The sequence below is a fragment of the Blautia sp. AF32-4BH genome (assembly GCF_003460565.1).
GTDB lineage: Bacteria > Bacillota > Clostridia > Lachnospirales > Lachnospiraceae > Fusicatenibacter > Fusicatenibacter saccharivorans.
This window is the reverse complement of the sequence record NZ_QTVL01000020.1, coordinates 1-22,279: the sequence shown is the minus strand read 5'-3', so window position 1 is coordinate 22,279 and position 22,279 is coordinate 1. Positions and strand designations below refer to the sequence as shown.

The 22,279-nt window shown below is 36.2% G+C and carries 21 protein-coding genes and 3 pseudogenes; 4 read left to right on the top strand and 20 right to left on the bottom strand.

The features are described 5' to 3' along the window. Positions 1–946 precede the first annotated feature (946 nt). The 19 genes and pseudogenes from DWZ44_RS19380 to DWZ44_RS16430 form a co-directional block, all read right to left on the bottom strand. Positions 947–1,231, bottom strand: a pseudogene (locus DWZ44_RS19380) (ABC transporter ATP-binding protein); the annotation flags it as partial. Continuing rightward, positions 1,232–1,408 (bottom strand): annotated as a pseudogene (locus tag DWZ44_RS19375) (helix-turn-helix domain-containing protein); the annotation flags it as partial. Between the two features lie 282 nt (positions 1,409–1,690). Beyond that, positions 1,691–2,059, bottom strand: a complete 369-nt coding sequence (locus DWZ44_RS16515) for a hypothetical protein (RefSeq protein WP_015528493.1) — start codon at positions 2,057–2,059, stop codon at positions 1,691–1,693. A 26-nt stretch (positions 2,060–2,085) separates the two neighbouring features. Further along, entirely contained in the window at positions 2,086–3,375 is a 1,290-nt protein-coding gene (locus DWZ44_RS16510; RefSeq protein WP_055039886.1) for a sensor histidine kinase, read from the bottom strand. Then, the gene (locus DWZ44_RS16505) at positions 3,375–4,100 is read right to left on the bottom strand and encodes a LytR/AlgR family response regulator transcription factor (protein WP_055039887.1); all 726 of its coding nucleotides are present in this window, start codon (positions 4,098–4,100) and stop codon (positions 3,375–3,377) included. The genes DWZ44_RS16510 and DWZ44_RS16505 overlap by 1 nt, the downstream gene beginning before the upstream one ends. 14 nt (positions 4,101–4,114) lie before the next feature. Then, positions 4,115–4,693 carry an accessory gene regulator ArgB-like protein gene (locus DWZ44_RS16500; protein WP_015528492.1) on the bottom strand — a complete coding sequence of 193 codons (579 nt, stop codon included), beginning with the start codon at positions 4,691–4,693 and terminating at the stop codon, positions 4,115–4,117. After that, complete coding sequence (locus DWZ44_RS16495; protein ID WP_015528491.1) at positions 4,665–4,844, bottom strand: cyclic lactone autoinducer peptide; 180 nt, start codon at positions 4,842–4,844, stop codon at positions 4,665–4,667. Before DWZ44_RS16495 ends, DWZ44_RS16500 begins: the two co-directional genes overlap by 29 nt. Positions 4,845–4,944: 100 nt before the next feature. Further along, on the bottom strand, positions 4,945–6,234 hold the full coding sequence (locus DWZ44_RS16490; protein WP_109273678.1) for an ATP-binding protein: 1,290 nt from the start codon (positions 6,232–6,234) through the stop codon (positions 4,945–4,947). Then, positions 6,231–6,953: a LytR/AlgR family response regulator transcription factor gene (locus tag DWZ44_RS16485; protein ID WP_117805352.1), complete on the bottom strand. Its 723-nt coding sequence runs from the start codon at positions 6,951–6,953 to the stop codon at positions 6,231–6,233. The genes DWZ44_RS16490 and DWZ44_RS16485 overlap by 4 nt, the downstream gene beginning before the upstream one ends. Then, complete coding sequence (locus DWZ44_RS16480) at positions 6,953–7,306, bottom strand: helix-turn-helix transcriptional regulator (RefSeq protein ID WP_055039890.1); 354 nt, start codon at positions 7,304–7,306, stop codon at positions 6,953–6,955. Before DWZ44_RS16480 ends, DWZ44_RS16485 begins: the two co-directional genes overlap by 1 nt. A gap of 241 nt (positions 7,307–7,547) precedes the next feature. Beyond that, complete coding sequence (locus tag DWZ44_RS16475; RefSeq protein ID WP_015528488.1) at positions 7,548–8,528, bottom strand: helix-turn-helix domain-containing protein; 981 nt, start codon at positions 8,526–8,528, stop codon at positions 7,548–7,550. Positions 8,529–8,679: 151 nt separating this feature from the next. Then, positions 8,680–8,838, bottom strand: a complete 159-nt coding sequence (locus tag DWZ44_RS16470; protein ID WP_015528487.1) for a FeoB-associated Cys-rich membrane protein — start codon at positions 8,836–8,838, stop codon at positions 8,680–8,682. Between the two features lies 1 nt (position 8,839). Beyond that, positions 8,840–10,879, bottom strand: coding sequence for a ferrous iron transport protein B (feoB, locus tag DWZ44_RS16465; protein ID WP_015528486.1), 2,040 nt, complete (start codon positions 10,877–10,879; stop codon positions 8,840–8,842). A 6-nt stretch (positions 10,880–10,885) separates the two neighbouring features. Then, a complete protein-coding gene (locus tag DWZ44_RS16460; RefSeq protein ID WP_015528485.1) occupies positions 10,886–11,101 on the bottom strand; it encodes a FeoA family protein in 216 nt (71 codons plus the stop codon). A gap of 11 nt (positions 11,102–11,112) precedes the next feature. After that, positions 11,113–12,486, bottom strand: coding sequence for an MATE family efflux transporter (locus DWZ44_RS16455; protein WP_015528484.1), 1,374 nt, complete (start codon positions 12,484–12,486; stop codon positions 11,113–11,115). Between the two features lie 181 nt (positions 12,487–12,667). Continuing rightward, the gene (locus tag DWZ44_RS16450) at positions 12,668–13,588 is read right to left on the bottom strand and encodes a SufB/SufD family protein (RefSeq protein ID WP_181974484.1); all 921 of its coding nucleotides are present in this window, start codon (positions 13,586–13,588) and stop codon (positions 12,668–12,670) included. Then, positions 13,585–14,328, bottom strand: coding sequence for an ABC transporter ATP-binding protein (locus DWZ44_RS16445; protein WP_117805351.1), 744 nt, complete (start codon positions 14,326–14,328; stop codon positions 13,585–13,587). Before DWZ44_RS16445 ends, DWZ44_RS16450 begins: the two co-directional genes overlap by 4 nt. A gap of 277 nt (positions 14,329–14,605) precedes the next feature. Further along, positions 14,606–14,869 (bottom strand): metal-sensing transcriptional repressor, encoded by a 264-nt coding sequence (locus tag DWZ44_RS16440; RefSeq protein ID WP_055039891.1) that lies wholly within the window; start codon positions 14,867–14,869, stop codon positions 14,606–14,608. 79 nt (positions 14,870–14,948) lie between these two features. Then, positions 14,949–17,473, bottom strand: a pseudogene (locus DWZ44_RS16430) (heavy metal translocating P-type ATPase). A 389-nt stretch (positions 17,474–17,862) separates the two neighbouring features. Here DWZ44_RS16430 and DWZ44_RS16425 point away from each other — a divergent pair. Genes DWZ44_RS16425 through DWZ44_RS16415 form a run of 3 tightly spaced genes read left to right on the top strand, consistent with a single transcriptional unit; the run spans position 17,863 to position 21,350 of the window. After that, complete coding sequence (locus DWZ44_RS16425; RefSeq protein WP_015528480.1) at positions 17,863–18,081, top strand: heavy-metal-associated domain-containing protein; 219 nt, start codon at positions 17,863–17,865, stop codon at positions 18,079–18,081. Between the two features lie 24 nt (positions 18,082–18,105). Continuing rightward, complete coding sequence (locus DWZ44_RS16420) at positions 18,106–19,464, top strand: radical SAM protein (RefSeq protein WP_109273673.1); 1,359 nt, start codon at positions 18,106–18,108, stop codon at positions 19,462–19,464. 32 nt (positions 19,465–19,496) lie between these two features. After that, positions 19,497–21,350, top strand: coding sequence for a heavy metal translocating P-type ATPase (locus DWZ44_RS16415; protein WP_055039892.1), 1,854 nt, complete (start codon positions 19,497–19,499; stop codon positions 21,348–21,350). Positions 21,351–21,457: 107 nt separating this feature from the next. On the opposite strand, the gene DWZ44_RS16410 is transcribed toward DWZ44_RS16415, so the two are convergent. Further along, a complete protein-coding gene (locus DWZ44_RS16410) occupies positions 21,458–21,820 on the bottom strand; it encodes an ArsR/SmtB family transcription factor (protein ID WP_015528478.1) in 363 nt (120 codons plus the stop codon). An 80-nt stretch (positions 21,821–21,900) separates the two neighbouring features. Between DWZ44_RS16410 and DWZ44_RS16405 the strand changes: the two genes are divergently transcribed. Continuing rightward, positions 21,901–22,209 carry an ArsR/SmtB family transcription factor gene (locus DWZ44_RS16405; protein ID WP_055039893.1) on the top strand — a complete coding sequence of 103 codons (309 nt, stop codon included), beginning with the start codon at positions 21,901–21,903 and terminating at the stop codon, positions 22,207–22,209. The last annotated feature ends 70 nt before the right edge of the window (positions 22,210–22,279 follow it).

Sequence of the window (22,279 nt, the reverse complement as noted above, 5' to 3'; positions counted from 1 at the left end):
ATGTTTTTTCCATAAGTTTTTCTAGTGTACGATGTTTTTCTGTCATTCATATTCTACTTGTGCATTGTCTTTGTGTCGAAAAAAACGCTTTCAAACTTCCAGCATATTTCTATTCTATTATCAGAATAAACTTTCATTTTGTCAATCAGCTTCTCCTTTATTTCCTCTATAAGCTCCATCTGATCAGCAAAGCATCGTAACTGGCTGATATTCTTTTCTGCCTGCTGGTCATTCTCTTACTGAATGCTCTGCCTGCTTTGAAGTTCTTTTAACCTTTTCTCCAGTCGGGCTGTTTCTTCATCGTACTTCTTCTTTTCAACAAAAAATCCTCTCTGGATAATTTATCGTCTGTGTACTGTTCATAAAGCAGCATCCATGTCTTTTTCATGGTTGCTATCGTCTTTGTCAGAGTTTTTATCTCAGCAGCTTAGGAATAAGGAATCGTCTTGTTTCTTACACTTTTGGACAGTTCCGTTTCTTTTACCAACAACGACTGATTGTAACCGCACAGCAATCTAATATTTCTGTAAATGCCTCCTGCGAATACCCTGCCTTCTCCCTCTCACGTCTTAATCTCTCTCCAATTTCAATTTTTCTTCTTTCCATAATCATTCCTTTCCGGAGAATGACCATAAAAAGATTTCCATGAGAAAAGACGCAAAGGAAAACCCATAGAATACTCTCTATCGGTCATTCCACTGCGTCTTAGGTGTTAAGTAATTTACCGCCTTTACATGTAGGCAATATGTAATTGTTTTCCTCTCTGCACATCAGATTTATATAAATAAATCAAATGCTTACCATTCCATACCTTATCTTTTCCACGACGGATTTACCTTTTTACACATACTTTACTTTTATCAATCAAAATATCTAAAAATTACCCGAAAAAGAAAAGGTTCATCTGCGCTTTTTACCCAGTTTTTTAATAAGTCATTTAACACTATCAGCTATGCTTTTGCACCTTCCAGCTAACCGCTTCTTTCCTGCTGCAAATGAAGCTGCTGTAGATACCATTTTTCTGAAGCAGTACATCATGGGTTCCCTGCTCTGCAATTCTTCCTTTTTCGATTACAAGAATCTGGTCTGCCTTACGCACAGTCTTTAATCTGTGGGCAATCATTATAATGGTCTTTTCCTTTGTCAGCTCCTCTACTGCATTCATCAAATCCGCCTCATTCTCCGGGGCTACATTGGCAGTTGCTTCATCATTTATGGATATGTCCGCATCAAGGACATCCATGATCTTTTGATATGTAATGATGCTCGGCCGTTTAATATCCGCTTCGATCTTATTCAGATGTGAACGGCTGATTCCTACTCTTTCTGCCAGTTCTTCCCGGGATATTCCACGTTCAGTACGCAATATTCTAATTGTCTCGCCTATATCGCGTTCTCCAATGTACATCTCATTACCTCCTGGTGTGCTTTATTATATAGATCAAAAATACATCTGCATAGTGACCACTGGTGACATTTTTTTTATTTATTTCCCGTTCAGATTTTATACTATTTTCTGACATATATATTTCGTCATAGTTTTACTTTTATCGTTACACTACACCAAAAACTATCATCAGCACATAAGCATAAAATCCATAAAAAAAGAAGGAGCTTACTCCTTCTTTAGCTCTTTAGTAATACGTTTATATAATTTAATCGATTCAATTCACATTCTAAATCGTATGTTTTATGACAATTTATGTAGTAGCTGTAACATCTTTTCTTCCAACTCATCTATGTTTATTGGTTTTTCAATGTAATCATCTGCTTTCATATTCAGTACATGCAGTTTATCTCGTATTTCACATCCTTCCAGAATAACCAACAATGGAGCCTGAGTCTTACAGCGTATATCAAAAATCATCTTAAAATCCCCATGTCGGATTCGCACTTTATCATAATTTATAATTATAATATCATATCGAATATCCGTTATATATGACAGTTCTTCACTAATATCATGGGTTTCAATAATTTTATCTATTTTTATAATCTGATCTATCATGCGATAAATATCGTCTTCCGTACTACTTTCACTTATGAGCAATATTTTCATAGATTTACAATACCCCCATATACATTTTATGAATATAACAAAACTGTTAGCGTAAAGTTTTCCTCATCTATATCAAAGTTCAATAAACCATTGTATTTATTCACTGATTTTTCAATTAAAGCTAACCCCAATCCATACCGAGTCAAATCGGATTTCATACTTATCAGATGACCATGCCTGTCTTTTTTTACCTTCCCATCAAATGAATTTGATATTTTTATAAATAGATTTTCTTTTCGATAAATAATCTTAATATGAATATATCGCCTAGATACACACTTCAAAGCTCCCTCAATTGCATTATCTAAAGCGTTTCCAAGAATAATAAAGATATCACCATCCGAGAAAGGAAATTTATAAGGAACTTCAATTTTTACAGTACACTCAATGCCTTGTTTTACAGCAATTTCGCATTTATTATTTACAATGTAATCAAGCAAAACATTCCCAGAATTGGCAGGTCCATCCTTTTCTATTTTTTTGTTCTGCATAATACCATCAATAAACTCATTTAATTGAGAAAGTTCTCTTTGATAAACCAATTCTTTTATGAAAGAAAGCTGATGATAAAATTTATCTCTAACCATTTTATCATTTAACATGGCAGTTTCTTTTACATATATTTGCTCCTGAAATAAGGAAATTTGTTTTTCGTATATTGCATTTTCTCTTCTTATTTCTGTTTGTTCCAATAGCTTTATATATATATCATAAACCAATAGGTTCAACGCAAGGATTAAAGTAGAAGAAACCGTCGAAAAAGCAATCAATTCCAGTCTATCAATTCTACTCGTTATAAGAAATATATTATATACAACAACAGTGCTTATTACCGGCAAAACTGTAAGCATAAAGCAATACTTGCTTGGCATATCACATTCTATACTTGGATCAATAACTAATGGAATTATTTTTACGAGTGCTAACATTATAATTTTGCAAATTATAGAACAAAGCAATTCAAAATTTGCATAATCATTTCCTTTAACAATACTCATAATTGTATATCCCAAAAGCATTTCTATTGCAATCCATATAAAGTGATACAGAAATACCATAGCTATTTTTTTATGCAGCTTCCCGTCATAGGCTATTAAGCAAATTACCAGTACACCCGCTGCACTCAGAAATAATTTAGGCAGTGTAATATTATTATTATTTTCACAATACAAGCTTAACAAAAAATAAAATATCCACAAAAAAATTGTTTTATTTTTAATTGTCCTCCTTATAAACAAAGCATCCAAAAAAGATTTGATTATCAAACAAGACATGAAAGAAGTGAATATTTGAATCAAAATATTTATGCCTGCCATTATACATCACCATCCCAAAGTAGTTTACTATATCTTGCTCGAACATCTTTTTTATATGTATCACTAATATTTAAAATTCTTCCATCTTTTGTTTCAACCTCTGTATATCCAACCTTTCTAATTTGTTGAAAATTGACCAAATACGATTTATGAATTCTAATAAACGGAATACTATAATTGACTGAAATTTCTTTTTCGACATCATCTAGTTTTTTATAAAACTTGTACAGTTTACCTTTTAATACAATATGTACTCTACTTCCACAGCTTTCAAAATAAATAACATCTCTAAGTATAACTGTCAAAATGTCCTTATTAAATCTGAAACAGTAAATGCCATTTGCACTCCTTATTCGGTCTATCGCCAAGTCAAGAAACATATAAAACCGTTTATCATTAATTGGCTTCGACATAAATCTAAAAGGTTCAACTTCGAACAATTCTTTCAAATAATTATCATAATTTGACACATAAATGAGCAGTACCGTAGTATCAATACTTCTGATATATTTTGCAGTAGCAATTCCATTCATCTGCCTCATTTCAATATCTAAATAAATCAGATCATATTTTTTACCCTTTAGTATACTGCTCTTTAAGCCACTTCCATCATTAAAAAGATCAACGGTAAAATCTAAATCTCTTTCATCCTGGTATTTCATAAGCAGTTTATTAATACTCTTAGTTATCTCTAGATCATCATCACAAACAGCTATATTAATCACTGAAATACCTCCTGCTATTGCTCCAATAATTTCATATTTTTATTTTTGCCGATAATTTGTACTATATGAAATACCCCCATCGTAAGGGATACAATAAAAGCCAAACGGTTAGCATCCAATATAACACCCAAAGCAGAAGTGAAAACAAGAAATAGAAGCACATATACAAGCCTTCGATAAAATATGCAACGCTCATCACTGGATATCCTTCTATTTTTATCATCTATGGGGCCAACAATAAAAATTAGAATTCCCATAACAACACATAAAGCAAATGAAAAAATAGACGGTATAACAGCATATTTTGCGATAAGTAAAACCATACTCAAAACCATACCGGATAACACTGTACAACTCCAAAATCTTTCCAAATGCACTCCACCTGCAAATGCTCTTAGCAATGAAAAAAAAGTCAAAAACAGAATTCCATATCTAAACATTCCAAGCAAGAACGATATACATAACGCAATAACAGTGTTAATCGCCACTTCAATAGCCATAAGTAATCCAAATTTACATACTTCATAATCTAGATTTTCACTACTGCTCTCGCTAATCATAAACTTAGTTAGTAAATCGGCTATTTTTTCCATTCTCTTCCTCTTCTTTATGTTCTTTCATCTTACGAGCATTTTCCGGAAATGGCGGCTGATGAAACAGGAAGAAACATATTCCTTCGTTTAATACGTCTACGGTAAAATCTGCAACATTTTCCAAATAACCTGCAACTGTTTTTTTTAACATAACACAACCTCCAAAAATGTATTTTTTACAGTACGGATTATACTACAAAAAAAGGAAAATGGAGGATACTCGTAAAAAATCCTGAGCAACTCGTAAAAAATCAGTTCTGGTAGAGTAAGACGGACAGGCAAAAAATATTTTCATTCATAGTTATTTCCATTAATCCATTATATTTCAGCGCAGTTTCTTCAATGAGACCAATTCCCATCCCATGGTTACTTTTATCTGTTTTGCTTGTACGCAAGCGTTTACCATTGTTGTCGAATTTAATTAATTCTGGATTAAAAGTGTTTTTTACCTTTAATAAAAAATTTCCTTGTTTAACTCCCATACTTATTTCAATCTTCTTAGCTCCTTCAATATCTTTTGTCCCATCAATTGCATTATCTAATGCATTTCCAACTATAATACATAAGTCGGCATCATCAAATGGAAGTTTCGTCGGAATTTCAATATGATATTCAACAGCAATTTCATATTTACGCGCAACATCAAATTTATCTGCCAATAGTCCATCAATAAGTGCATTTCCACTTATAGTGGTTACCTGCAGAACACCTTTTTCATCAGTAAGTTGATGAATATAATCTCGTAATCTGACGTATTCTTTAGAAAGAGCTAATTTTTCTATTGCTATTAAATGGTTTTTTATATCATGTCGAAAACGGCGCAACTTTTCATTATGTTCCTCACGCTCTTCCATTTCCCTTTTATATATATCTATACTTTGTTTATAAATATCGTTTTTACGCTTGATTTCCGCATCTGCAGCAATCTTGTCAAACATCTTAAAACATATAACATTTAAAAGCAGGATAATAATTGAAGACATGGTTGAACCCAAAAGTTTTGTTTCATTCAGACTTAATAGATAAAGATTATATACAATATATAGGCTCCCTGCTGTCATACTTACATTAGCAAGCCAATTCATATAATCCAATCTTTTTATTCCAGACACGCGAAATAGTTTCACTATTCTGACTATGATCAGAATAATTAGTTTTGAACATGTAGACCCAAAAAGAGAAAACTGTTGGAGCTGTGAAGAATTCAAGAATGCTCTAATCCCCAAAGCAACTATCAACTCCGAAGCCGCCCCAATACATATAATAAAGAGAACCGTAAGCGTAATATACTTTATATCTTCACGATATAATACAGCGCAAAATATTATTAGAATAATAAAACTATATAACATACTAATTACGCCTACAAATTTAAAATTCATACTTATCGCTGTATCTAATAAAAAATAAAGCATCCAAATAGTGTACTGTTTTACTTTTCCCTCATACCTATTCGTCATGAAAAGATCAAAAAAATCTTTCAATATCAATGTAAAAATGGCCGGAACCAAAATAGCAACGACTAGCCTAACCTCACTCATTCAGTGTACCCCCCCAAAATATCCAAATACCTTTTCCGAATAATATTTTGTCTATCCTGACTAATCTGTAAAACTGTTCCATCCGACAATATTAGTTTTGAAAAAGTAATTTTATCAACAAAGTGAAAATTCACATAAAACGACTTGTGAATACGCAAAAAAGGAATCTTGTTCTGGACCAAACGTCGTTCAACCTCATCCAGTTTCCCATAATACCGATAAGTGCTCTCCTCCGTATGTATATTAACAATCCTTCCTGCACTTTCAAAATACATAATTTTTCTTATCAGAACCTTTCCAACCGTTTTATTATATTTATACTCAAAGTATGCGTCCTCCTCAATGATTCTCTCATATGCGAAATCAATAACCTCTTCAAATTCTGTCTCTTTAATTGGTTTTTTAATAAAACGAAATGGCTCAACTTCAAACAATTGCATAAAATACGTCTCATAACTTGAAACATAGATCAGAAGTACATCCCTATCTAATCTCCGGATGCTTTTTGCTGCTTCAATGCCATTTTTACCAGACATCTCTATATCTAAATAGATAATGTCAAAGCGATCTCCTTTTTCATATATCCTTTCCAAAGAAGCTCCATCATAAAAAATTTCTATGTAACGATCAATCATCTTTTTATCCAAATAACGATTGAGCATCTCTTCTATTTGAGTAACTAAAATTTTATCATCATCACATATAGCTATTCGCAGCATTATTCAGCCTCCTCATTTGCTTGTACCTCCAAAAGCCTCCGCATGATCAGATTTAAAGTCTCTTTGTTTTCAGAATTTAAATCCTGATAGTCCACAAAAAAATCATAAAATTCCTCAATAGTCTTATCTATTTCTATCTGATGTTCCAATTTATGCTTTTTATCCGACAAGCAAAACAAATACTCTAATGTAACGTTGAAAAAATCTGCCATGATGAGCGCTAAATCCAGTTTTGGAACTCCAATCTCTCTTTCAATCTTACTAATAGTTTGTTGCGTAGAACCAACTTTCAGCGCTAATCCGGTTTGCGTTAGATGTTTTGCATCTCTTAGTTCTTTAACTCTATTTTTCATCGCATTCTCCTCGCTCTTTACATTTATTTTATCTAAAAAGGCTCCGAGTAATACCAATAATAGAGTTTATAGATACTTTATTTGTGGTATTTTGTTTCTCTATTTTTGTCGATAATGATAAAATTTTTTAAATATCAAAATAAAAAACGCAGAAAAATTTCATTTTCTTGAAATTTTCTGCGTTTTTTACACCAAATATTTCTTAATTTAGGTATTCAATAACTCCATTTATCCCAAATAATCAATCGTGCAATATAGTTTTGGGATTCGCTTCATATTGACTACGATATTCTGTCGGAGAAATCTTCATTATTTCTCGAAAAGCGGTAGCAAATTTACTTTGATTTATGTATCCCACTTGTTGTGCTATATCTGCTACCGTATCCTGTGTCTGTCTTAACAGAACTGCTGCCTGCTTTATTCTATACGTTTTCATGTAGGTAGCAATAGGCATACCATAAATTCCTTTAAAAGTTTCTTTAAGCGTGGATGTATTAATTAAATATTCTTTCGATAATTCTTCAATGGTTGGTCTCTCTTTAAGATTAGCAGTCAGTTTCTTATGTATTTTCTTTACCACTTCCACTTGTGGTGGCATATATTGAGCACGCTGATTTTCGGATCTAACATCAACCATACACAAAAATAGTAATAATTCCTGTATTTTTAACTTGAAATATGCCATTTGAATTCCTTCCGGAACTCTATATAATTCTGAAAAAATATGTTCAATCTCATCCTTGGCCGGCATAATAAAACTTGTGTCCTTTCCACAAAACTTCTCTTTAAAGCCAATAAAATCGATCTCTGTGTCTTTTAACGAATCTGGTGGATTTTCAGAAATTATATCAAGATCAATAACTACTGAAACGCCCCTATAGTGTTTTAAAGGAAAACTCATTACTGGTGCACAATTTTCCATCATATGTATAGATAGATCACCCTCACCTAAATACAAATAAGCTCCATTTTTAAGTTGAGATCCTTCCCTACCCTCACGGCAATGATTTATCTCCATAACATTCCCTGATGTATTATTCTTCCAGCTAAACTCTGTGGTTTCAAACTCATTATAAATCAACTCTATTCCCGGAAATACATTATATACTGTCATCAATCCCAAGCCATCGGAACAGTCAAATTTTAGTAAGCGTCCGAATCCATTTTCCTTTTGAATTACGGATGCATTTTTCATCACTTTCATTTTTATATTAGAATCCATACATTCTCCCACAGATTTGAAATTATTAACTCTTAAATACATTTTACTCTTTAAAGATTCATTTGTACATAAAGATTTAACATGGAATCATGCTACTCAAAATCATACATGACTCCATGTTATTTCTTGTACAACTAACACCAATCAAATATTACAAACATTTGTTGTTTTTGCTCACACAACTACCACAACTTCCATTACAGCATCCGCCATTTTTCTTTTTCATCCTGATTTCATAAATCGCCCATCCAGCATATGCCAAAATTGCAACTGCTAAAATAATAGTGACCATTTTCTTCCCACCTTTCATACTATACAATCCTCCCAATATGATAAATAATAAAAGTCATTCCCCATGCAACAGCAAGCTGAAATACTGCTGAAAAACACATCCACTTCCAACTTCTTGCTTCTCTCTTGATTGTTGCCATTGCTGCTGCACATGGTATATAGAGCAGACAAAAAATCATCAAGCAGAATGCATTTAACTGCCCGAAGCCTGCGGTACCGAGAATCCCTACCAAAGTGTTCATACCAGCTTCTGAAGTAATATTGGGAATACCAAATAAAACTGCACAACTGGATACCACAACTTCTTTTGCAGAAATACCTGCGATTAAAGCCACTGCAATCTGCCAGTAACCAAGCCCAATCGGTTCAAAGAAAGGTACTAGCCAATGTCCAAGAACAGCTCCAAAACTGTCAACCATTTCCGTTGTGTAACCATGTGGTCCAAAGTTCAAGAGTATCCACATAGCAATAGACGCAACAAAAATCGTAGTACCCGCTTTTGTAAGATAATCTTTTACTTTTTCCCATACGTATATTGCCACGGTTCGGGAACTAGGGATTTTATATTCCGGTAATTCAATCAACAGGTAATTTTCTGATTTTCTCTTGTCAATCAGATGAATGACTGCTGCTACCAGAATAGCAACCACCAGGCCAATCAGATACATGGAGTATGCAACTATCATTGCACGTTCTTTAAAGAACATTTCCGCAAACAGTATATAAATTGGTAAACGTGCGCTACAGCTCATAAACGGAGTAATCAGCATTACTTTAAAGCGATCATGCTTATTCTCTAAAGTTCTGGAAGCCATAATTGCGGGAACCGTACACCCAAACCCTAAAATCATAGGTATGAAAGCTCTACCAGATAGTCCGAGTTTACTCATGATTCCTTCCATGACATAAGCAACACGAGCCATATATCCGCTATCTTCCAGAAAAGCTAGAGCTAAAAAAAGAATGAAGATATTCGGCAGGAAAGTCAAAATGCCTCCCACCCCAGCAATGATTCCGTCCACAATCAGAGAACATAGCACTTCATTCACTCCTGTAGCGACCAGCATATCACTAACCAAGGCAGAAAAACTTTCAATTCCTACCTCTAAATATCCCTTAATCCAGTCCCCAATAGTAAAAGTCAAGAAGAATACTACTGCCATAATGCCAAGGAAAATCGGGATGCCCCAAACTCGGTGCGTCAGTGCCCTGTCTGCTTTCTCCGTCAGAGCGTCCTGCCGATCTTTATTAACCAGTACTTCTTTTATAATCTCCTGAATGAAATCATACTTCTCGTTAATGATATCCGATTCATAATTACGATCAATCACTGTTGGAAGATTGACGGAATAGCGTTTCGTAATCTCCTGATCCTGCTCCAACAGCTTGATTGCGTGCCAACGATAATTGGTTAAATCTGGATATTTCCGTTTCAGTTCCTCAATGATAAGGTCAATCTTATCTTCAATGTTATCACTGTATACCATTGCATATTCTGCATGATGGTTATGTCTGTGTTTTGATATATATTTATGATGATGAATCAAGCATTCAGGGTCTTTACAGTCTTTATGATGTGCCGCAGCATGAAGTAACACATCCAACCCTGTCCGCTTTCTGGCAGAAACCGGAATCACAGGGATACCTAACAATTCCGGCAGCCTGTGCGTATCAATCTCCATACCACGTTTTTCCACAATATCCATCATGTTCAGTGCCAACACAACTGGCTTCCCCAACTCCAAAAGTTGTAAAGTTAAGTATAGATTCCGTTCCAATGCTGAAGCATCCGCAACGTCAATAATCACATCGACTTCATCACTTAGTATGAACTGTCGAGACACCTGTTCCTCCATAGTGTAAGAAGTCAGGCTGTATGTACCGGGGAGATCAACCAAGCGGATATTTAAGTCATGATCCTTGATTGCTCCCTCCACCTTTTCAACGGTAACACCTGGCCAATTTGCTACTTTTAAATTTGCACCGGTATATGCATTGAAAAGTGTAGTTTTCCCACAGTTTGGATTTCCGATGAAGCCTATTGTCAAATTCTCACTCATCGAAATTTACCCCACTAATACTTTTTTTGTGATATTGCGCCCAAGGGCGAAACGCGTTCCTCGAACTTTTACAATCAGGACACCATGGTTTTTGCTATTTAAGACAGTGACAGGAGTACCACAGGTCATTCCTAATGCTTCAAGGCGCTTTCCTATATTGGTAGGCAATTCAATATCAGTAACTTTATAATTGTTATCTATCTTCCCATCACAAAGATACATATACTTCCCTCCTATCGTTTTGCCATTACAGTTGACGGCATTTTACGAAACTCAGAGATCATCATGGAAATAGTAATCACTACAAGGATTGCATCCGTCAAGGCAATTGCCAACCAGACACCACGAATTCCCATACCACCAATCATCGGCAGAAGCACACAAAGCGGAATAAACAGAATAATCTGACGGAACAGAACCAGCCATGTCGCCTTATTCGCCTTACCCAGAGACTGGAACAGTGTCACAGCGATCATGAAACTTCCCTGCAAAACATATGTACTGAACATAATACGGAAATTTGTAGCACCCGAAGCTGCTACGCCCGGTGTTGTAATAAACATGGACAATACTTTGGCCGGGAACAGTTCCGCCGGAATGTAGAATATCAAAGATAATACTGTCGCAGCAATTACAAAAACCTTTGTCAGTGTCTTTACCCTGTCATAATCCTTTGCACCGTAATTCGTGCCTGCCGCCGGCTGAAAACCTTGGCTAATTCCCCAAAGTGGAACAAAGGAGAAATTCCAGAACCGAAGTGCTGCACCCAAAAGAATTTGTGAAGTTTCTCCACCATAATTAGCTGCAACTCGATAAATAACCGTCTGCTGTACCAAAGTCAAAATCTGCATCAGCAGCGCCGATACACCTACAGAAAGAACCTGCGGAAGCAGCTCTCCATCAATACGGATACGTCCAATCTTTACATTTGGACTTTTTTTCCTGAAATACCAAAGCGTAATAACTGCCTGAACAAATTGAGAAAGAATTGTTGCAAAAGCTGCCGCTTCAATTCCCATACCATAAGGTTTCAAAATAGTAATAAATATTGGATCAAGGATAATATTTAAAATGGCACCGCTGGCAATAATACTCATTGCCTTTTTAAGCTGCCCTTCTCCACGAATGACCATGTTAGCACTCTGAAAGAAGTTTACAAATAAGGAACCTGCAAAGACAATACGCAAGTATTTTTCCGCATAATTTAAAATGTTATCACTAGCTCCAGCCAAAGAAAGAAGTTGTCTGGTAAACACCATACCTATTATTGTATAAATAACAGACAGCAAAATAACCATTGCTACCAGATTTCCCATAATCTTTTTGATTGTCCCTTCATCTTTCTTTCCAATCGCCCTGGATAACACAGAAGCAGATCCAACTCCTAACATTGCCGCAGAACCCGCATTGATGAGTGTAAAAGGATAAGACACCGATACGGCGCCCATCTGAGCCGCCCCTACCATCTGTCCTATAAAAATTGAATCCATCATATTATAAAGCCCGACAACAACCATACCTAAGATTGCTGGTATGCTTAATTCTAACATGAGAGAAAATGGATTTTTGGTCAATAACTTTGTTCTTGTATCAATTGCTTTTTCCATTGTTGATTCCTCCAAAAAATAAATTAGCTTAGTCTAACCATTTTTATTATAGCGAATCATATCGCGTTTTGTCCGCTCTGTTTAGCAGGGTTTCAGCTCCATTTAGAAATCATTTGTTTGTTCTATATAAAACGCGCTGCCGTCCCTACTTCCCAAAACATTCATTTCCTGTCAATCGGATCTATTTCAAGAATCCGTTTACAATGCATTCTTCCGCCTCTTTTTCCGTTAATCCCAAAGTCATGAGTTTTATTAACTGCTCACCGGCGATTTTGCCAATTGCTGCTTCATGAATAAGCATTGCATCCATATGCCTAGCATCCAATTTCGGGATAGAAAGTACCCTTGCTTGATCCATAATGATTGCATCACATTCTGCATGTCCGTTACATATATTCGCACCTATAATATTGGCCTCGAAGCTCTGATTAGAATAATCTTTAGCAACAGAACGGGAAATGACATCAGCATTGGAAAATTCCCCTTTTAATTCCACTTCATAAATACTGGTTGCTTTCTGTTTTCCATGTGTCATAAGCCGTTCCTTAATTACCAGCTTTGCACCTTTCGAAAGCACTGCTTTTGAAGTACGAATCGTAGAATCCACTCCTTTAATCTGTACCATTTCCATCTCCACATAGCTTCCTTCTTCCTGATATACCTCTGTAACAGGATTCAGAATACGCTTTCCATATCCCTCCCCAGTTCCATAATGTTTTTCTACGTATTTAACTTTAGCATTCCTTCCCACAAAAAAGCGATGAATTCCATCGTGTTGGGAATCTAACGCACCACTGTTATGAATGCCACATCCGGCAACAATTACCACATCACAATCGTTACCAATATAAAAGTCATTATAGACCACTTCCTTAAAGCCACTTTTGCTTAGTATTACGGGAATATGTACACTTTCCTTCTTGGTTCCCGGCTTAATTCTTATATCAATTCCACTCTTTCCTTCTTTGGAAACAATATTAATATTGGCTGTTGTATTTCTTGCTGTCATTTGACCATTGGCACGGATATTATAAGCTCCCGCAGGAATTTCATGAAGATCTGCAACCTCTTCTAATAATCTCTTCTGAATCTTATCCATTATCTCCTGCCTCCTTCATAAAACTTTTTACACATATCCACCGCAGAAACAGTCCCTAAAAGTTCTGGTAGAACCTCATCCCTGCTTCCTTTTCTGATAATTTTTCCTTCTGAAATGACTACGATATCATCAGCAATTTTTAAAATTCTCTCCTGATGGGAAATTATAATAATTATTCTTCCTTTATTCCTCTCACGCATTCGTTCAAATACCTGGATTAAGTTTTGAAAACTCCACAAATCAATTCCTGCCTCTGGTTCATCAAAAATAGAGAGCTTGGTTCCTCTGGCAAGTACCATGGCAATTTCAATCCGTTTTAATTCTCCTCCTGAAAGACTCGCATTTAACTCACGATTTATATAATCCTTTGCACATAACCCTACTTCAGATAAATATTCGCAGGCATCTCCAAATGACAAGTTTCTGCCAGAAGCCATTCGGAGCAAATCCAACACTCGAATCCCTTTGAACCTGACGGGTTGTTGGAATGCAAAACTAATTCCATTTTTAGCACGTTCTGAAATACTCATGTCGGTAATATCATGCCCTTCCATAAAAATAGAGCCGGATGCCGGACTCTCAATACCTGCAATCAGCTTTGCCAATGTAGATTTACCTCCTCCATTTGGCCCAGTAACTACTACAAACTTTCCATCATCTACCGTAAGATTAATATTACTCAAAATTTTCTTTGTACCTTTTTCCTCCTTCACATCAAAGGATAATCGCTCTAACTTTAGCATATTTATATTCTCCTAACTTTTTAACCATTTCGTTTGGATATGGTTCTATTAACTTCTTTTTCTAGTTTCATACAATACTATCTATGTTCAAGCAAACAAGCCAATATCAAATCTTTTTCAATAATTCATAAACAGCTCGTTTTACAATCATATTCTGCTTCCATGATGACCGTTTCCCCAGGCACACTTTTCTCTCATAGGAAAAATATGCTCATCATAATGTAGACAAATTTTTCCTATGAGACCAAAAGCTTCCTGGAGTTCATTCAGCCTTATGCTAATTAGACATTTTTTCCAATAAACTTAATGCTTCTTCCAATTTAGGATTTGGCTTGTCTGTCTGTAATGCTTCTGCAACACAACTCCGTATATGTGCCTGCATAATTTCTTGATTTGCGCTTTTTAATAGCGCTTGCGTAGCCAATAGCTGATTAGATATATCTACACAATATCTATTTTCATCAACCATTTTTAATATGCCGTCTAATTGTCCACGGGCAACCTTCAGTTTATGAGATACATCCGTTTTTTTAGCCTTCACTTTATAATTCCTCCTTACGTACAGCAGGAAATGTTTCATAGATACCTGAAATATACCTATTTTTATACTTAATCAACTATCACTGTATTTTTTTTACTTCATATCCAGCCTCTTCAACTGCATCAGATAAAATTACATCAGATACTTCAACTCCCAACGTAACTTCTGCCGTCTTTTTTTCAAGGCTCACATCAACATTTGTTACACCGCTCACAGCCATAAGCGCATTTTTAACATGCATCACACAATTTCCACATACCATTCCTTCAATATTAATCGTTTTTTTCATTTTATTTTTTCTCCTTTTCTTTATAAATCAGTATCTGTCATATGTTTTGATTTAAAAAATCTTAACCTTAATGCATTAGTCACAACAAAAACAGAACTAAAGCTCATTGCAAATGCTCCGATCATAGGGTTTAATTTCAAGCCAAAACCTGAATAAAACAATCCTGCTGCAATCGGAATTCCAATCGTGTTATAAAAGAACGCCCAAAATAAATTTTGTTTAATATTTCGGATTACCGATTTACTTAATTGAATGGCGGTTACAACATCCAAAAGGTCACTTTTCATCAACACGATATCAGCCGATTCAATCGCAACATCTGTACCTGCGCCAATTGCAATTCCAATGTCCGCTCTTGCCAATGCAGGTGCATCATTAATGCCATCTCCTACCATTGCCACTTTTTTTCCGGAGCCTTGTAATTGACGCACTTCGCGTTCCTTATCTTGAGGCAATACTTCTGCAACTATTCGGTCTACTCCTACCTGCTTTTGAATTGCTGTTGCTGTTTTTGTATTATCACCGGTCAACATCACAGTCTCAATTCCCATATTTCTAAGTTCTTCAATCGCCTGTCGGCTTGTGGGCTTAACCACATCGGCTACACCGATAATGCCAATCAACTCTTGATCTTTCGCAAAAAATAACGGTGTCATTCCCTGCTCGGCCATTTCTCCGCCAATTTTTTGAAGCGCACCACCAGCAACATGACTAGCACCAAGTAACCGTGTATTGCCTGCAAGACAAATCGAGCCATTAATAATTCCGGTAATTCCCTGTCCTGGAATCTGTTTAAACTCACTTACACCCAGATAATTTAAATTTCTTTTGTCAGCTTCTGCAACAATCGCATCTGCCAACGGATGTTCTGAAAGCTTTTCCAAAGATGCTGCTATTTGGATTAACTCTCTCTCTGTTACTCCATTTGAACAGATAATATTTGTTACGGTAGGCTTTCCCTGAGTAATTGTTCCTGTTTTATCAAGTACAACCGTATCCACACTATGTGCCGTTTCAAGTGCTTCTGCAGATTTCAGCAAAATTCCATTTGTCGCGCCTTTACCTGTTCCCACCATGATTGCAGTAGGAGTTGCAAGTCCTAATGCGCAAGGGCACGAAATAACTAAAACAGAAATTCCAATAGATAAAGCAAATTCAAAACTTTGTCCGGCTATCAGCCATACTACTACTGCCAATAACGCTATTGTGATCACAACCGGCACAAAAATTCCACTTACTTTGTCAGCCATTTTTGCAATTGGAGCTTTGGAACTTGTCGCTTCATCAACAAGCTTTACAATCTGTGCTAAAGTCGTATCATCCCCAACTTTAGTGGCTTTCATTTTGAAATAGCCCGCTTTGTTAATAGTAGCGCCAATTACTTTATCATCTACGTGTTTTTCTACTGGAATACTCTCTCCTGTCAATGCTGATTCGTCAATTGAAGCCGTTCCCTCGATTATTTCACCATCAACCGGAATCGCCTCTCCACTTTTAACAATTAATATATCGCCTTGATTTACTTCTTCTACTGGTATTTGCAATTCAATACCATTTCTAAGAATTGTAGCTGTCTTAGGCGCCAAATTCATTAGTTTTGTTATCGCATCCGAAGTCTTTCCTTTTGCACGTGCTTCAAAAAACTTCCCAAGAGTAATGAGTGCTAGAATCATTCCTGCAGACTCAAAGTACAAATCCATCATAAAGTTATGTACCATTTGCATATCACTATGCCCGAATCCATATCCGATCTTATATATGGCATATATTCCATATACAATTGCAGCACTGGACCCTATAGCAATAAGTGAATCCATATTAGGTGCTCCTTGGAATAACGTTTTAAAACCGACTTTATAATATCGGAAATTCACATATACAATTGGAAGCAGTAACAAAAACTGAGTAAAAGCAAAAATCATTGCATTTTTCATTCCTGTAAGGATTGGGGGCAAAGGCCACCCCATCATATGTCCCATTGAAATGTAGAAAAGTAAACCTCCAAACACCAATGAAATAACTAAACGTTTTTTCATTTTTTGATATTCAATTTTTGCTGTGTCATCTCCGACATTTTTTTCAGTCTTCTTAGATTTACCTGACGCCTGCGGAAAAGCCCCATATCCTGCCTTCTCCACAGCTTTTACGATTTCATCCGCACTTAAAACGGTTTCATCATAAGAGGCAACCATACTGTTTTTTAACAAGTTTACTGCAACCTCCTGTATACCCGGAAGTTTTGAAACACTCTTTTCAACACGGGCAGAGCAGGCCGAACAAGTCATGCCTGTTATATCGAACTGTTCCTTTTGCAACTTTATCCCTTCTTTCTCAATATATTGCACCCCTCCCCTGTAGGGTACTCATAATTTATAAATAATGAGGTCCAAAGCATTGGGGAAAATGCTAAAAACCTCTTGCGAAAAATAATAGTGTACACCCGGCCATTCTCATGACCGATTCATATTATACCTGTATCTTTCTTATTTTGTCCGCTCCACAAAGTAGGTTTTTGACTCCAAAAGGAATTTCCCATTTTTTTCAATCCATTCCGTAGGTTTTTGGCTCCAAAAGGATGTATCCGCTCCAAAACTATTGACTACTAAAAAAATCATTCATATACTAATCGCATGAACGATTAAACAATCATTTAATCATTCATTAGTCTAACCAAAAAAATATATTTAGAAAGGGGATCTTTATAATGAAAAAGACCATTAAACTTATTGACCTGGATTGCGGACACTGCGCAACCAAAATTGAAAATGCTGTAAAAAAAATTGACGGAGTAACTAATGTATCTGTAAGCTTCATCAAACAGAAAATGGATCTCGAAGCTCCCGATGATAAATTCGATGCCATTTTTGCAGAAGCCAAAAATCTTATCAAGAAAATCGAACCGGACGTAACAGTTAAATTGTAAATCGGTTCAATGGAGAACAAACAAATGAACATTATAAATACAGTAAAAAATGCAGCTTTCAATACCGCTTTGACATCCACACTGCATTATTTGGAGAAAGACCCTGAAATTAATATTCCAAAAGCTATGGATCTCATTGATAAAGTAGTGCCGGATGGGTGGTATGAGAGTCAAAGAGCAGCGTTTCGTAAAGCAATAACGGAAAAAAACAATTGGTACCAACTTATTTTAAAAACTTACCAGTTGGATGAAGGCGTCAGAAAAACTTTCTTTCGGAATTTCATCATGAATTCAGCTTTAAAAGGTAGCGCCATACAGGAGGAAATTGCCCAGCGTGAAAATTGTAATGTACCGTGGGCAATTCTCTTAGACCCAACATCTGCGTGCAATCTGCATTGTACCGGATGTTGGGCTGCAGAGTACGGTCATAAGCTCAGCCTTAGCCTAGACACTATTGATAATATCATTCAGCAAGGTAAGGAACTCGGTACATATATGTATATATATACCGGCGGTGAACCTATGGTTCGCAAAAAAGATTTAATAACATTATGCGAACGCCATCCAGATTGCGAATTTCTCTCGTTCACAAACGGAACTTTGATTGATGAAGAATTCTGTAAAGAAATGATCAGGGTAAAAAACTTTGTTCCGGCAATTAGCTTAGAAGGATTTGAGGGGGCCAACGATGGCCGAAGAGGTAAAGGTGTATTCACCAAAGTACAAAATGCTATGAAATTGCTGAAAAAGCATAATTTACCTTTTGGAATCTCAACTTGTTATACCAGTGCAAACTACCAAGATATTACCAGCGAAGCCTTTTTTGATATGCTGATTGATGCAGGCGCAATGTTTGTATGGTTTTTCCATTACATGCCAGTTGGTAATGATGCAGTACCTGCACTTCTGCCAACACCGGAACAGCGAAAACTTATTTATGAGCGTATTCGGCGTTTTAGAGAAACTAAACCTATATTCAGTATGGATTTTCAGAATGATGCTGAATATGTAGGTGGATGTATTGCAGGTGGACGAAGATATCTCCATATTAACGCTGCAGGAGATGTGGAACCTTGCGTATTCATTCACTATTCAAATGTAAATATTCATGAATGCAGCTTATTAGATGCCTTGAAAAGTCCTCTATTTATGGCATATCACAATGGTCAGCCATTTAACCAAAATATGCTCCGGCCATGCCCTATGTTGGAAAATCCTGAATATCTACGAAAAATGGTTAAACAGTCAGGCGCAGAATCAACTGACCTGCAATCTCCTGAGTCTGTAGATCATCTATGTGATAAATGCAAACTTTATGCTGAAAATTGGGAAAAAACGGCAAATGAGCTATGGTATGAAAATGAACGTCAGACTAAATCATAGCTGATATTTTTTATTGAAAGGAGTGGAAATGAATGACTAAACGGCAAAAAAAATTACTTACCCGAATTATCATTGCGGCTGTCATATATATTGCAGGCATATTTCTTCCACTTGAAGGAATTCCTCAATTAACACTATATTTGTTATGCTATGCCGTTATTGGTTGGGATATAGTATGGAAAGCCATTACAAATATTACACATGGACAGATTTTTGATGAAAACTTTTTAATGACGATTGCAACTGTCGGCGCTCTTGTTCTCGGAGAATACTCAGAAGGTGTTGCGGTTATGCTATTTTATCAAATTGGTGAATGGTTTCAATCCTATGCCGTAAGTAAATCCCGAAAATCTATTACAAATCTTATGGATATAAGACCTGACTATGCAAATGTAGAGCGAAACGGAGAGCTGCAACAAGTGGACCCAGAAGAGGTCAAAGTAGGCGACATTATCATCGTCCGACCTGGCGAGAGAATTCCTTTAGACGGAACAATACTTAAAGGAACATCTACTTTAGACACTTCTGCTCTTACAGGTGAATCTATGCCACGTGACGTAGAAGCCGGAATGGATGTTATCAGCGGTTGCATCAATCAAACTGGTATTCTGCATATCAGAACCACAAAAGAATTTGGAGAATCAACCGTATCCAAAATACTTGACTTAGTGGAAAATGCCAGTGATAAAAAAGCTAAAACGGAGAACTTTATAACAAGATTTGCGAAGTATTATACACCTGCTGTTGTTATTGGTGCTCTTGCTTTAGCAATCTTACCTCCCTTAATAACCGGTCAGCCATTTATGGCATGGATATATCGTGCATTAACATTTTTGGTTATTTCCTGCCCGTGTGCATTAGTTATTTCAATTCCACTCAGCTTTTTTGGCGGTATCGGTGGTGCCTCTAAGAGTGGTGTCTTGGTAAAGGGAAGCAATTACTTGGAAATACTAGCCAACACAGAAATCGTAGTATTTGATAAGACGGGCACATTAACAAAAGGATCTTTTGCCGTAACAGAACTTCGTACAGAAGGTGTTTCTAAAGATCAATTACTTGAGATTGCCGCATATGCGGAAGATTACTCGAACCATCCAATATCACAATCCATTAAGAAGGCTTACAACAAAGTGATCGATTCATCCAGAATTCAAGATGTTCAGGAAATTGCCGGACATGGTGTTCATGCTATTATTGATGGTCAATCAGTATTTGCTGGTAATACAAAATTAATGGAACTTGAAGGAATTACTATTCCTTATACTTCAGATGTCGGCACGCTGATTTACATTGCCGTTGATAATAAGTATTGGGGACATATCGTTATCGAGGATGAAATCAAGCCTGATGCGGCGGAAGCAATAACTTCACTGAAAAGCTGTGGAGTTCGTCAAACAATCATGCTGACAGGCGACTCTGACGCAGTTGGTCAAAAAGTTGCATCAAAACTTGGACTTGATCATGCATATACTGAATTGCTACCTGCTGACAAAGTAGAACGCGTAGAACGTCTTTTGTCAGGCAAAAATGATAAAACCAGTCTGGCATTTGTTGGAGACGGAATTAATGATGCCCCTGTTCTGGCAAGAGCCGATGTAGGAATTGCTATGGGCGGCCTTGGTTCCGATGCCGCTATTGAGGCTGCTGATGTAGTATTAATGACCGATGAACCATCAAAAATTGCTACTGTAATAAAGATTGCCCGAAAAACACTTCGTATAGCTCATGAGAATATTGTTTTTGCTTTAGCAGTAAAATTTCTCGTATTGTTTTTAGGTGCTATCGGTTATGCTTCTATGTGGGCTGCTGTTTTCGCTGATGTAGGTGTATCTGTTATTGCCATTCTTAATGCCATACGCGCTATGAATGTCAAAAAATATAATTAGAGAATTAAAACTAAACAATTCTCTATAATGCCAACTACCTATAAGAAAACAATGTTTAAACAATGCGCTGCATTTCAATACGACTATTGAAATGCAGCGCATTTACACTACTCTATGGGACAAGACATTTCAAACATGGCATCTATAGCTTCATGAAGGAAATGCGCCTGATTTGTACTTGATATTTTATAGTACACTTCCTTTCCTTCACGCCTGCTTTCAATCAGTTTATTATCCTTTAGTGTCCTTAGGTGGTGGGACACAGCAGGTTTGCTCATATTCAACGCTGCCGCAATATTAGTAACGCATTCCTCGCAATGACAAAGAAGCCATAATATTCGTAACCGGCTCCCATCACCAAGCTGCTGAAAAAGAATAGACACTTCTTGAAAACTTTCAGTAGTTGGCATATTCTCTAACACACGATCAATACTTTGACCGTGATTATGAGGTAAGTTGTAATGTGACATTATATCTCCTCCTACTATCAATCTTATGATAGTTCTTGACTTAAAGATTGTCAATATATATAGGGGAAAGAGGTGATTATTTGAAAATAGAAAATAATATTCCATCCAGCATCGAAATAGAACAACTCACTAAATTATACCGAGCTATGGGCGATCTAACCAGAATGAAAATACTATGGTTTTTAATGGAGGGCGAACTTTGTGTAAGTGAATTGGCATATAAAATGGATTTTAATGAATCAGCCATTTCACATCAATTAAAGTCACTACGTTCCGCCCATTTGGTTAAATCAAGAAGATCTGGAAAGAATATATTTTATCGATTAAGCGACGATCATGTGAAATGGATTCTAGCGCAAACACTAGAGCATATATCAGAAAAAGAGTGAATGCTCTCTAATAAAGCGAGAGTATGAAACTTTTTCTGTAAAATAATGTTTGGAAGGTTCTTCTATGATA

Bases quoted from the DNA above. Each gene is read 5' to 3' on its own strand.
- DWZ44_RS16515 (WP_015528493.1), bottom strand. From the start codon at position 2,059: ATGAAAATATTGCTCATAAGTGAAAGTAGTACGGAAGACGATATTTAT.
- DWZ44_RS16510 (WP_055039886.1), bottom strand. From the start codon at position 3,375: ATGGCAGGCATAAATATTTTGATTCAAATATTCACTTCTTTCATGTCT.
- DWZ44_RS16500 (WP_015528492.1), bottom strand. From the start codon at position 4,693: ATGGAAAAAATAGCCGATTTACTAACTAAGTTTATGATTAGCGAGAGC.
- DWZ44_RS16495 (WP_015528491.1), bottom strand. From the start codon at position 4,844: ATGTTAAAAAAAACAGTTGCAGGTTATTTGGAAAATGTTGCAGATTTT.
- DWZ44_RS16490 (WP_109273678.1), bottom strand. From the start codon at position 6,234: ATGAGTGAGGTTAGGCTAGTCGTTGCTATTTTGGTTCCGGCCATTTTT.
- DWZ44_RS16485 (WP_117805352.1), bottom strand. From the start codon at position 6,953: ATGCTGCGAATAGCTATATGTGATGATGATAAAATTTTAGTTACTCAA.
- DWZ44_RS16480 (WP_055039890.1), bottom strand. From the start codon at position 7,306: ATGAAAAATAGAGTTAAAGAACTAAGAGATGCAAAACATCTAACGCAA.
- DWZ44_RS16475 (WP_015528488.1), bottom strand. From the start codon at position 8,528: ATGGATTCTAATATAAAAATGAAAGTGATGAAAAATGCATCCGTAATT.
- DWZ44_RS16470 (WP_015528487.1), bottom strand. From the start codon at position 8,838: ATGAAAGGTGGGAAGAAAATGGTCACTATTATTTTAGCAGTTGCAATT.
- feoB (WP_015528486.1), bottom strand. From the start codon at position 10,879: ATGAGTGAGAATTTGACAATAGGCTTCATCGGAAATCCAAACTGTGGG.
- DWZ44_RS16460 (WP_015528485.1), bottom strand. From the start codon at position 11,101: ATGTATCTTTGTGATGGGAAGATAGATAACAATTATAAAGTTACTGAT.
- DWZ44_RS16455 (WP_015528484.1), bottom strand. From the start codon at position 12,486: ATGGAAAAAGCAATTGATACAAGAACAAAGTTATTGACCAAAAATCCA.
- DWZ44_RS16445 (WP_117805351.1), bottom strand. From the start codon at position 14,328: ATGCTAAAGTTAGAGCGATTATCCTTTGATGTGAAGGAGGAAAAAGGT.
- DWZ44_RS16425 (WP_015528480.1), top strand. From the start codon at position 17,863: ATGAAAAAGACCATTAAACTTATTGACCTGGATTGCGGACACTGCGCA.
- DWZ44_RS16420 (WP_109273673.1), top strand. From the start codon at position 18,106: ATGAACATTATAAATACAGTAAAAAATGCAGCTTTCAATACCGCTTTG.
- DWZ44_RS16415 (WP_055039892.1), top strand. From the start codon at position 19,497: ATGACTAAACGGCAAAAAAAATTACTTACCCGAATTATCATTGCGGCT.
- DWZ44_RS16410 (WP_015528478.1), bottom strand. From the start codon at position 21,820: ATGTCACATTACAACTTACCTCATAATCACGGTCAAAGTATTGATCGT.